The organism is Streptomyces triticirhizae (genome assembly GCF_003696235.1).
In the GTDB taxonomy this organism is placed as follows: Bacteria; Actinomycetota; Actinomycetes; order Streptomycetales; family Streptomycetaceae; genus Streptomyces; species Streptomyces triticirhizae.
This window is the reverse complement of the sequence record NZ_RFFJ01000196.1, coordinates 1-10,845: the sequence shown is the minus strand read 5'-3', so window position 1 is coordinate 10,845 and position 10,845 is coordinate 1. Positions and strand designations below refer to the sequence as shown.

Genomic DNA, 10,845 nt, shown 5'->3' with positions numbered 1-10,845 from the left:
CGCGAGGGGCGCCCGCCGGGCGGCGGCCCCCACAGCGGCGCCGCGCGCACCAGCCGGACCTGTGGGGGCAGCGGGCGGCGCGGGCCCCTGGCCTGCGCCCGGCCCCGGGAGAGCGCCCGCACCTCGAAGTCGTGCCAGGGCAACGCGCGCACCAGACGCTCGCACCAGGCGACCAACTCGCCCTGGGCATACGGATAACCACCCTCGGTGAGCAGTGCGACGCGCACCGGTGCACCCCCTCACTCCGTCGTCGGACGGGCCGTGTGGACCCAGCGAGGAGACGCTATGTCCGCGAGGGCAAGGCTCGCCGGACGGTTGTCCACCACGCCACCGGAAGGGGTGAATAATCGTGACCTCGCCGCCGCCCGGTCGTTCGCCCGCGGCGGGAGTCGGCCCGGTCGTTCGCCCGGGGCGTCACGGCCTGAGAGGGGCTCAGCCCTCGCCGTTGTCCGGGTGCGGCCAGGGGTTGGCCCGGCAGGTGACGCCGTCGATGGTCAGGAACTTGGTCTGTTGCATCATCACCGGCGCCAGCGCGCCCTCGCCCGGGCAGACCGCGTGCCCGTAGCCGAGCCGGTGGCCCACCTCGTGGTTGACCAGCATCCTGCGGTAGTCGGCGATGTCGTCGCCGTAGGTCTCCGAACCCTGCGCGAACCGCCAGGCGTTGATCATCACCCGGTCGGTGCTGGAGGAGTTGCAGGAGACGTTGTCCTCCGTGGTGTCAAGGCCCGAGCGGGCGCACCAGTCGGCGGTGGTGCCGGGGCTGGCCAGGGTCACCACGAAGTCGTAGTCGCCGTCGGAGACCCGGGCGAAGCCGCGCTCCCCCGCGTTGCCCCAGCTGCGTTCGTCGCTGAGCGTGCGGTGCACCGCCTCGGCGAAGAACTCGGGGTCGATGCCGAGGCCCTCCTCCACGTCCACCCGGTAGCGCAGCACCGTGGTGGCGTCCGGGTCGGCGGCCGGCTCGGTGCCGGGCACCGGCACCAGCTCGCCCGAGCCGGTCAGGTCCGGGTCCAGCGGGAAGGTGGTGGCCAACAACTCGTCGTAGGAGGGCTCGGGTTCGGGCTCCGGCTCGGGCTCGGCCTCCTCGGAGGGCGCCGGCCTGGCGTCGGTCCCCTGGTCGGGGTCGAGAGCGAACCGCTCGCCCTCGCCCGCCGTCGCGGTCGCGTCGGCGTCGCGGTCAGGACGGGCCAGCTGCCCGGCGACCAGCACCACCAGCACGGTGACCAGCGCCAGCGCCGTCACCCCCACCAGCGAACGCCCCCAGTTCTCGCGCCCCTCCCGGCGCTGCCGCTCCCGGCGCTCCGCGCGACCGCCGCCGCCCTCCCCCGGCTCCGGCGCGCTCACCGCCCCGGCCCGGCGACGGGCAGCGCGGGTGCTCGGCCCGGGCTGGCCCTCGGCGGAACGGGGGCCTGCGGGCGGCGCGCCCAGCGGCTCGGCGCGGTCGAAGGCGTCCAGATACTCCTGGCGCGGCCCGTACGGGACGCGCCGCTCGGCCGGCCCCGGCTGGCCGCGTGGCCGGTCGGGCGCCACGGCGGGGGCGTCACGGCGTTCCATCCGGTGCCCTCAGCCCTCCCAGGCGGTGCCGGCGCGGAACTCCCGGAACGCGTCGGCCACCAGGTCGGGGTACTCCATCATCGCCACGTGCCCCGCGTCGGGCAGCACCACCAGGCGCGAGGCGCCGAACGCCCGGCAGGCCCGCCGGGCCACCCGGTAGGAGACCAGCCGGTCCCGCACGCCGTACACCAACAGCGTGGGCACCATGACCCGTTCGGCCTGCCGCCACAGCGACTGCTGGCCGCCGAGCGTGTAGGCGTTGACCAGGCCCCTGGCGGAACGGGTGAGCGAGTCCCAGAAGTACGGGAGCGACTGCCGGCGTTCCAACTCGGCCTTCGCGGCCGAGAACTCCTCCGGGGTGATCCGGGATGGGTCTCCGTAGCACAGCGACAGCACATCACGCGCGCGCTGCTCCGGCGACGAGGCGCGCGTCAGCCGGCGCAACAGCCGGCTCATGCCGGGCCCGCCGAGCAGCGCGGTGGGCAGCGCCGTGCGCTGCGGCGGCAGCTCGGGCAGCGCCGGCGAGACCAGGGTGAGGCTGCGCACCAGGTCGGGCCTGAGCGCCGCGACCCGGGTGACCACCGCGCCGCCCAGTGAGTTGCCGAAGAGGTGGACGGGGCCGCGCCCCGACGCCTCCAGCTCGCGCAGCACGGCGCGGGCGTGGCCGGGGATCGAGTAGTCGCCGCTGGCGGGCGGCGGGGAGGCGCCGAATCCTGGCAGGTCGAGCGCCTCGCACTCGACGTCGCCGGCCAACAGCTCCATCAGGGACGACCAGTTGCGCGAGGAGCCGCCCAGGCCGTGGACGAAGAGCGCCGGTTCGAGGTCCTCGGCGGTGGCGGCGCGGCGGCGCACCGCGAGCGTCAGCCCGGGACGCGTCACCGTCCTGATGGTCTCCCCCTCGCGCACCCCGGGCCAGCCCTCGGCTGCGGCGAGAGCGGCCTCGACGCGTCGCTCTTCGGTGGATGGCATGGGGGCCATAGTACGAGCCCGTGAACCCCCTGACACTCCTCGGTGTTGAGCGGCCGTCGAGCGGTCGGCGGCCCGTCGGCCGGGCGTCGGCCGGGCGTCGGTCCGCCGTCCCGTTCGCCCCTCGGCCGCGCCGCGCCTAGGCTGGCGGTTCACCCGTCGGCCGTTCCGGAGGTGACAGACGATGACAGAGCCCACCGAGCCGCGCACCGATCCCGAGTCCCTGTCCGAGTTCCTGGAGGAGGCCCAGGACGAGGACTCCTTCGTCGAGGAGCTGTCGGAGGAGACGCCCCGTGAGGACGCGGCCGAGCAGCGGCTGGAGCTGCTGAGGCTGCGGGACTCCCCGCTGACCGAGCGTGGCGTCGAGATCGACCCGGCGGACGCCGCCGAGCAGGCCCGTGTGGTGGACCCGGGGGACGAGGAGTACCGCTGAGCCGGGCTTGTCCACAGAGTGAAATCCTGCCCACACGATGCACGCTCAGCGACGACTCGACCGTACGATGACAGCACGGAGAACCACACGAACGGCGCCCAGCGCGCACCGAAAGCAGTCCGGGAGGCGGCGTGACAGCCACTGAGCAGACCGAGGCCCGGCCTCGCGGCACCCGCCTGCCGCGCCGGGCGCGGCGGAACCAGCTGTTGGGCGCGGCCCAGGAGGTCTTTGTCGCCCAGGGCTACCACGCGGCGGCCATGGACGACATCGCGGAGCGCGCCGGCGTGAGCAAGCCGGTGCTCTACCAGCACTTCCCCGGCAAGCTCGAGCTGTATCTGGCCCTGCTCGACCAGCACTGCGAGGCCCTGCTGGCCGCCGTGCGCCAGGCGCTCGCCTCGACCAGCGACAACAAGCTGCGGGTCGCGGCCACCATGGACGCCTACTTCGCCTTCGTCGAGCACGAGGGCGGCGCGTTCCGGCTGGTCTTCGAGTCGGACCTGACCAACGAGCCCACCGTGCGGGAGCGGGTCGACCAGGTCTCCTACGACTGCGCCGAGTTGGTCAGCGCCGTGATCGCCGAGGACACCGACCTGCCGCCGGAGCAGTCGATGCTGCTGGCGGTCAGCCTCTGCGGGATGGCGCAGGTCACCGCGCGGCACTGGCTGAGCACCGGGCAGAAGGTGCCGCGCGAGGTCGCGCACGGCCTGATCGCCTCGCTGGCCTGGCGCGGCATCGCCGGCTTCCCGATCCAGCACTGACCGTTCGGGGCCCGGCGCCGCTCGGCCTGTTCGCTGAGGGCGTGGCCGATCGGCGACGGGCCCGATGCCGGCGCGGTTAACCTGTGCGTGCAGAACGGCGCGGACCATCGCGCACGTGGATGACCAGCGGAGGGACAAGCCGTGGAGATCAAGATCGGCGTACAGCACACGCCGCGCGAGATCGTTCTTGACAGCGGACAGTCTGCCGAGGAGGTGGAGACCGCCATCGCGGACGCGCTCTCCGGCAACGGCAAGCTGCTCACCCTGGTCGACGTTCAGGGCCGCAAGGTCGTCATTCCGGGTGACCGGCTGGCCTATGTGGAGATCGGTCGGCAGACCCAGCGCCGGGTCGGCTTCACCCCCGCCTGACGTCCGAGGACAGCTCACGGCGGCGGCCGGACCTCAGGGGTCCCGGCCGCCGCCGTTGTCGTTCGTCCGGCCGCCTACCCTGGAGGAATGACGCAGCTCAACGCCGTGCGGCGGGTCGCGTCGCCGGCGCGGCCGGCGTCGTTGCCCGCGCGCTCGCCGCACACCCTGGACGGGCTGCTGCTGGCGGTGGCCGTCGCCGGGATCTCGTTCTCCGGGCCGCTGGTCGCGACGGTCGCCGCGCCCGCGCTGGCCGTCGCGTTCTGGCGGAACGCCCTCGCCGTCGCCTCGCTGCTCCCGGCCGTGCTGCTGCGCGCCCCGCTGCGCCGGGAGCTGGCCGGGCTGAGCCGCCGCACGGTGCTGCTGTCGCTGGCGGCCGGCGCCGCGCTCGCCGCGCACTTCGGGCTCTGGCTGCCCAGCCTCGGCCTCACCTCCGTCGCCTCCTCGGTCGCGCTGGTGACGACCACGCCCGTGTGGACCACGCTGCTGCTGCGGCTGCTGGGCCGCCGCCCGCCCGCGCTGGTGTGGTGGGGCACGCTGCTGTCGTTCGCCGGGGTGCTGCTGCTGACCGGCGTCGACCTGGCCCTCTCCCCGCGCGCGCTGGCCGGGGACGCGCTGGCGCTGGGCGGCGGCCTCGCCGGCGCGGTCTATGTGCTGATCGGCGCCGAGGTCCGGCGCACCACCAGCACCACCGGCTACACGTTCCTCTGCTACGCCTCGGCCGCGCTGCTGCTGCTCCCCGCCGCGCTGCTGGGCGGCGCGGCGCTGGGCGGCTACGCCGGCGGAACCTGGCTGAAGCTGCTGCTGTTGACGCTGGTCTCCCAGCTGTTGGGCCACTCGCTGCTGAACCGGGTGGTGCGGGGCCTGGGCCCCTCCGTCACCTCGACCGCGATCCTGCTGGAGACGCCGGGCGCCGCGCTGATCGCCGCCGTCTGGCTGGGCCAGCTGCCGCCGGCCGCCGCCTACCCGGCGCTGCTGGTGATCCTCGCCGGACTGGCCCTGGTCGTCCGCGCCGAACGCACCCCGACCCCGCCGTCCCCCGTGGAGTGAACCCCGCCATGCACGCTGCCCGTTCCGTTCCCGTGCTCGACCTGGTGGCCGAGCGGCTGCGGGCGACCCTGGGCGAGCCCGACGCGCGGGCCTCCGTCACGTTCCTCGGCACCGAGCGGATCGGGGTGCTGCGCTTCCTCGCGCCCGACGCGGGGCTGGTGCGCTACGCCACGCTCGGCATGGCGGCGGCGCCGATGGCCGACCCGACGGCGGTCCTGGCCGACCCCGAACGGGGGCCGCGCGCCGAGCTGTTGCTCACCCTGCGCGCCGGCCGGGCGCCGACGGACCAGGCGCTGCGCGCGCTGGCGACGTTCGCTGCCACGCCTCAGGTCGAGGGCGTGGTCGTGGCCCCCGGCGGCTCTCTGGAGCTGGGCGAGCCGCTGTGGCCGGGGGCGCCGTTCCGTTCGGTGCTGGTCGGCGACGGCGGCGAACCGGTGCCTGACCTGGCGCTGCCCGAGCCGCTGTCGCCGGTGCGGTTCCTGCCGCTGCTGCCGATGACGCCGGCCGAGGCCGCCTGGAAACGGGCGCGGGGCGCGGCGGCGCTCAGGGAACGGTGGCAGGCCCGGGGCACGGACCTCAACGACCCCACCCGTTCGGCGGTTTCCCTCGACGGGTGAACAAGCTTGACGCCGGCTCAACGCGGCGCGACTGTAGGTGCCCATGAGGGGTGAACCGAGTTGCCCGAGGTGCGGTGGCCGGGTGCGGGCACCCGGTCTCTTCGCCGACTCCTGGCAGTGCTCGACGCATGGCGCGGTCCACCCGCTGCAACCCGTGGTGCCGCCGAGCGCCGGCGCGCTGACGGCCGTGGTCAACCGCACCCGGGTCCCGGTCTGGATGCCCTGGCCGCTGCCGGTCGGCTGGCTGTTCACCGGGGTGACCAGCGCGGGCGACGAGGCGAGCGGCGGGCGGGCCACGGTGCTGGCGTGCTCGGGCCCGGGGCCGCTCGGCGGTCCCGGCGAAATGCTGTTCGTGGCCGAGGAGTTGGGCGTCGGCCTCGGCGCGCGGTACGCCGGCCTGACCGGGCCCGACCCGGGTCCGAGGCTGCGGGTCGACGAGACCCCCGAGGTGAAGGTGGTCGCCGCCGGGCGGCCGACGCCGCTCTGGCTGGTGGGCGGCGCCCCCGCCGACCGGGCGGTCTTCGCCGGCGAGGCGCTCGGCATCTGGCTCTGGGCGGTGGTCTGGCCGGAACGCTCCGGGCTGATGCTCTACGAGGAGCTGGTCCTGGCGGATCTGCGGGAGGCCGACTCCGAACTGGCCCTGGTGCCCTGCGGGGCACTCTCCCCGCGCCTGCTGGAGTGAGGCTCGGCGCCCCGGGCCCGACCGGGCGCGACCAGGTGCCACCAGGCGCGCGGGTACGCTGGGCGGCGTGCGCATCGATCTGCACGCCCACTCCACCGCGTCCGACGGCACGGACTCCCCCGCCGAGCTGGTGCGGAACGCCGCCGAGGCCGGGCTCGACGTGGTCGCGTTGACCGACCACGACACGGTCGCCGGCCACGCCGAGGCCGCCGCCGCGCTGCCCGCCGGGCTCACGCTGGTGCCGGGCGCCGAGCTGTCCTGCCGGCTCGACGGGGTCAGCCTGCACATGCTCGGCTATCTCTTCGATCCCGAGGAGCCCGAACTGGCGCGCGAGCGCGCGCTGTTGCGCGACGACCGCGTGCCGCGCGCGCAGGGCATCGTGCGCCGACTCAACGAGCTGGGCGTGCCCGTCACATGGGAACGCGTCCGCGAGCTGGCCGCCGGCTCGGTCGGCCGGCCGCACATCGCGGCCGCGATGGTGGAGGCCGGGGTGATCGACGACGTCTCCGCCGCGTTCACCGCCGAGTGGATCGGCGACGGCGGTCGGGCGCACGTCGGCAAGCACGAGCTGGACGCGTTCGACGCGGTGCGGCTGATCCACGGGGCGGGCGGGGTCGCGGTGTTCGCGCACCCGCTGGCCGTCAAGCGCGGGCGGTGTGTGCCGGAGAGCGCGATCGTCCGGCTGGCCGAGGCGGGCCTCGACGGCGTGGAGGTCGACCACTACGACCACGACACGGCCACCCGCGACCGGCTGCGCGGCCTGGCCGCCGACTTCGGGATGCTGACCACCGGTTCCAGCGACTACCACGGCACGCGCAAACCGTGTCCGCTCGGGCTCAACACGACGACGCCGGAGATGTTCGCGGCGCTGGTGGGGCGGGCGACGGGGGCGACGGCGCTGCGCGGCTGAGCGGGGCCAGCCCGGGGGTTCCTGGGACCGTCGGGGCGTGGCCGCCCCGGACGGCGGGCGGCGAACGGGAGGGGCGGCGCCGCCGGTTCCCGCGACCGAACGGCCTGCCCGGGCGAACGGCCCGTCTCGGACGTCACCGAGCGTCGGGCTTCTCGCCGGGGCGGTTGGGCTGTCGGTCGACCAGCGCCATCGCCGCGATGCCCGTCAACGACCACGCTGCCGCGCGAACAACGCCTCCGCTGGCCTCTCCCGGAGACCGCTTCCGCGAGTTCCCCCGCCGCCGGCCCCAGGGCGAACGGAGGACCGAACCCTCGGGCGGAACGGCCTCACTCGGGCACCGGACCCTGCGGAGGCCACCCGCTCCCTCCCCAGCCCGTTACAGCCGACCCGCCGCAGGCGAAGCACCGCCGCAGGCGGGCACCCACCACCGGGGGAACCCTGTCCCCGAAAGCCGCGCGGCAGCGCTCAGCGCCGCGCGTCCCAGAACGCGATCAGCGCCTTGGCCGTCTCGGTCGGGCGTTCCGCGTTGGGGCTGTGGTCCGCGCCCCTGATCACCGTGCGGTGGGCGTTCAACCGTTCGGCCATCGCGTCGAGTTCGGGCACCGGCCAGGCCGCGTCGTGTTCGCCCGAGATGACGTGCGTCGGCACCCCGGTCGCGGCGAGGGCGTCGACCCGGTCCGGTTCGTAGCACAACGTCCGCCCGGTGGCGCGGAGTTGCTGCGGCGCGTTGGCCAGCCAGCGGCCGCGCAGGAAGTTCCACAGCTCGGTGGTCTCGGCCTTCGGCTGGACCAGCCACCACAGCCGCCGCTGCCCCAGCGTCGGCAGCCCGGCCACCAGCGCCCGCGCGCGCCAGCGCTGCCCACGCGCGACGCGTCCGGGCCCCGAGGCCAGCAGCGTCAGCGAGCGGAACGGCGTTCGCCCGTCGGCGGCGGCCCGCAGCACCGCGCCCCTGCCGATCAGCCCGCCCAGCGAGTGCCCCAACAGGTGCACGGCCCCGGCCCCGAGCGCCTCGGCCTGGGCCAACACGTCCTCGGCCAGGGCCCCCAGCGTGTACGAGCCGCGCGCCCGGTCGCCGGGCGTCTCGTGTTGGCCGCGCCCGTCCACCGCCACCGCGCGGTACCCGGCGGCGGCCAGCGGCTCCAGCAGCGCGATGAAGTCCTCCTTGCTGCCGGTGAACCCGGGCACCAGCAGCACGGTCCCGGCGGGCGGCCCGGCCGGCCCGCTGTCCAGCACCGCGAACTCGCCCCGTCGGGTGGCCAGCAGGTGGGCCCGCACCCCGGCGGGCGGCACCAGAAACGGCGGTCTGCTCATTCGGGCACACTATCCGCCGCCCTCCCGCGCCCGCGCGGGGCGGGCCCGGAGCGCGGACGACGAGATCCGACCGTCATCCACGGGTAACGCCCGGGGGCTGTCGCCCGACGGCCAACAGCGCCAGAATCTACGCGCGTTACGGAAGTGAACGCGCATGTGAACGGACAAGTGAACGCGCAGGGTGAACATGAACCGAGGAGCCAGCCGGATGTCTCTTGACCGCAGAACCTTCGTGGGCCGCACCGCCGCCACCGGGGCCGGCCTCGCCCTCGCCGGCGGGCTGGCTTCGGCGGCGCCCGCCTCCGCCGAGCCGCGCACGCCCGGGGCCCGCGCCGGAGGAGGCCGCCGCTTCGACCTCACCGTGCTGGGCACCACCGACCTGCACGGCCACGTCCACAACTGGGACTACTTCACCGACGCCGAGTACACCGACGCTGACGGCAACGACGTCGGGCTCGCCAAGATCTCCACCCTGGTCAAGCGGCTGCGCGCCGAGCGCGGCCCGGAGCGGACGCTGCTGCTCGACGCCGGCGACACCATCCAGGGCACCCAACTCGCCTACTACTACGCCAGGATCGACCCGATCACCGGTGCGCGGGGCCCCGTTCACCCCATGGCGCTGGCCATGAACGCCATCGGCTACGACGCGGCAGCGCTCGGCAACCACGAGTTCAACTACGGCATTCCGCTGCTGCGCGCCTTCGAGCGGCAGTGCGACTTCCCGCTGCTGGCGGCCAACGCGCTGGACGCCGCCACCGAGCGGCCCGCGTTCCGCCCCTACTGGATGACCCGCGTCCCCGTCCCGCACGGGCCGGACGTGAAGGTGGCCGTGCTCGGCCTGACCAACCCCGGGATCGCGATCTGGGACCGGGCCCATGTCGAGGGCAGGATGGTCTTCCCCGGCCTGGTCGAGCAGGCCGAGCGCTGGGTGCCGAGGCTGCGGTCGATGGGCGCCGACGTGGTGATCGTCTCCGCGCACTCCGGCACCAGCGGCGAGTCCTCCTACGGCGACCAGCTGCCGCACGTGGAGAACGCCGCCACGCTGGTCGCCGAGCGGGTGCCGGGCATCGACGCGATCCTGGTGGGCCACGCGCACGAGGAGATCGCCGAACGTCGGGTGGTCAACGAGGCGACCGGCCGCGAGGTGGTGCTGGCCGAGCCGCTGAAGTGGGGCCAGCGGCTGACCGTCTTCGACATCGCGCTCACCCGCCGGCGCGGGCACTGGCGGGTGGACGGGGTGTCCTCGCGGGTGCTCAACAGCAACACCGTTCCCGAGGACCCGGAGATCACCGGGCTGCTGGCCGAGCAGCACGAGCGGGTCGTCGCCTATGTGAACCAGGTGATCGGCACCGCGACCGAGGCCATGAGCGCGGCCGAGTCGCCGTGGCGGGACACCCCGGTCATCGACTTCGTCAACCATGTGCAGGCCGAGACGGTGCGCTCGGCGCTGGCCGGCACGGAGTACGCGGAGCTGCCGGTGCTCTCGCAGGCCGCGTGCTTCTCGCGGACGGCGGCCATCCCGGCGGGCGAGGTCACCATCAGGGACGTGGCGGGGCTGTACGTCTTCGAGAACACCCTGGAGGCGCGGCTGATCACGGGCGCCCAGCTGCGGGAGTACCTGGAGTTCTCGGCACGGTACTTCGTCCGCACGGCGCCGGGAGAGCCCGTCGACCCGGCGGCGTTGACCAACGCGGACGGCATCCCCGACTACAACTACGACGTCGTCAGCGGGGTGACCTACGACATCGACATCGCGGCGCCCGCCGGCTCCCGGATCGCGGAACTGCGCCTGGACGGGGAGCCGTTGGCCGACGACGCCGAGCTGGTGCTGGCGGTGAACAACTACCGGGCCTCGGGCGGCGGGAACTTCCCCGGCGTTCCGGAGGCCGAGCAGCTGTGGGCGGACTCGGAGGAGATCCGCAACACCCTCATCGCCTGGGTCCGGGCCAGCGGGGAGATCGACCCGTCGGCCTTCGCCTCCCCGGACTGGCGGTTGACCCGCGAGGGCGAGCCCGTCTTCTGAAACTCCATCGACACGGGCGCGCCCTGACGGCTGCGAGGGGACGTTACTCCTAGGGCTCCGAGGACGCCTTCGGGGTCTCGGGGGCCTGGGGCGAGGCGTTGCCGCCCCGGGTGCGGCGCCTGCGCCGGCGCGGGGTGCGCGGCGCGGCGCCCTCGCCGGCGTTCGCGCCGTCGGCGGG

At 74.8% G+C, this 10,845-nt stretch carries 12 protein-coding genes; 8 read left to right on the top strand and 4 right to left on the bottom strand.

Going from position 1 to position 10,845, the window contains the following annotated elements; all coding sequences use genetic code 11:
- The 3 genes from EBN88_RS24930 to EBN88_RS24920 all read right to left on the bottom strand — a co-directional run.
- A partial coding sequence (locus EBN88_RS24930; protein ID WP_122399311.1) for a DUF3492 domain-containing protein occupies window positions 1-227 on the bottom strand: 227 nt, incomplete at its 3' end.
- 205 nt (window positions 228-432) lie between these two features.
- Window positions 433-1,551 carry a DUF3152 domain-containing protein gene (locus tag EBN88_RS24925; RefSeq protein ID WP_122399310.1) on the bottom strand — a complete coding sequence of 373 codons (1,119 nt, stop codon included), beginning with the start codon at window positions 1,549-1,551 and terminating at the stop codon, window positions 433-435.
- Between the two features lie 9 nt (window positions 1,552-1,560).
- Window positions 1,561-2,520 carry an alpha/beta fold hydrolase gene (locus tag EBN88_RS24920; RefSeq protein WP_122399312.1) on the bottom strand — a complete coding sequence of 320 codons (960 nt, stop codon included), beginning with the start codon at window positions 2,518-2,520 and terminating at the stop codon, window positions 1,561-1,563.
- Between the two features lie 181 nt (window positions 2,521-2,701).
- Here EBN88_RS24920 and EBN88_RS24915 point away from each other — a divergent pair, with 181 nt between their 5' ends.
- The 7 genes from EBN88_RS24915 to EBN88_RS24885 all read left to right on the top strand — a co-directional run bounded on the left by EBN88_RS24915 (window position 2,702) and on the right by EBN88_RS24885 (window position 7,333).
- Window positions 2,702-2,950 (top strand): hypothetical protein, encoded by a 249-nt coding sequence (locus tag EBN88_RS24915; protein ID WP_122399309.1) that lies wholly within the window; start codon window positions 2,702-2,704, stop codon window positions 2,948-2,950.
- 131 nt (window positions 2,951-3,081) lie between these two features.
- On the top strand, window positions 3,082-3,708 hold the full coding sequence (locus EBN88_RS24910) for a TetR/AcrR family transcriptional regulator (RefSeq protein WP_122399308.1): 627 nt from the start codon (window positions 3,082-3,084) through the stop codon (window positions 3,706-3,708).
- 141 nt (window positions 3,709-3,849) lie between these two features.
- The gene (locus EBN88_RS24905) at window positions 3,850-4,077 is read left to right on the top strand and encodes a DUF3107 domain-containing protein (RefSeq protein WP_122399307.1); all 228 of its coding nucleotides are present in this window, start codon (window positions 3,850-3,852) and stop codon (window positions 4,075-4,077) included.
- Window positions 4,078-4,164: 87 nt separating this feature from the next.
- Window positions 4,165-5,124 (top strand): DMT family transporter, encoded by a 960-nt coding sequence (locus EBN88_RS24900; protein WP_122399306.1) that lies wholly within the window; start codon window positions 4,165-4,167, stop codon window positions 5,122-5,124.
- An 8-nt stretch (window positions 5,125-5,132) separates the two neighbouring features.
- Window positions 5,133-5,741 (top strand): suppressor of fused domain protein, encoded by a 609-nt coding sequence (locus EBN88_RS24895; protein ID WP_122399305.1) that lies wholly within the window; start codon window positions 5,133-5,135, stop codon window positions 5,739-5,741.
- Between the two features lie 43 nt (window positions 5,742-5,784).
- Entirely contained in the window at window positions 5,785-6,423 is a 639-nt protein-coding gene (locus tag EBN88_RS24890) for a DUF6758 family protein (RefSeq protein WP_122399304.1), read from the top strand.
- Window positions 6,424-6,490: 67 nt separating this feature from the next.
- Window positions 6,491-7,333, top strand: a complete 843-nt coding sequence (locus EBN88_RS24885) for a PHP domain-containing protein (protein ID WP_122399303.1) — start codon at window positions 6,491-6,493, stop codon at window positions 7,331-7,333.
- A gap of 465 nt (window positions 7,334-7,798) precedes the next feature.
- On the opposite strand, the gene EBN88_RS24880 is transcribed toward EBN88_RS24885, so the two are convergent.
- The gene (locus EBN88_RS24880) at window positions 7,799-8,644 is read right to left on the bottom strand and encodes an alpha/beta fold hydrolase (protein ID WP_122399302.1); all 846 of its coding nucleotides are present in this window, start codon (window positions 8,642-8,644) and stop codon (window positions 7,799-7,801) included.
- Between the two features lie 208 nt (window positions 8,645-8,852).
- Between EBN88_RS24880 and EBN88_RS24875 the strand changes: the two genes are divergently transcribed.
- On the top strand, window positions 8,853-10,667 hold the full coding sequence (locus tag EBN88_RS24875; RefSeq protein ID WP_122399301.1) for a bifunctional metallophosphatase/5'-nucleotidase: 1,815 nt from the start codon (window positions 8,853-8,855) through the stop codon (window positions 10,665-10,667).
- Window positions 10,668-10,845: the final 178 nt, after the last annotated feature.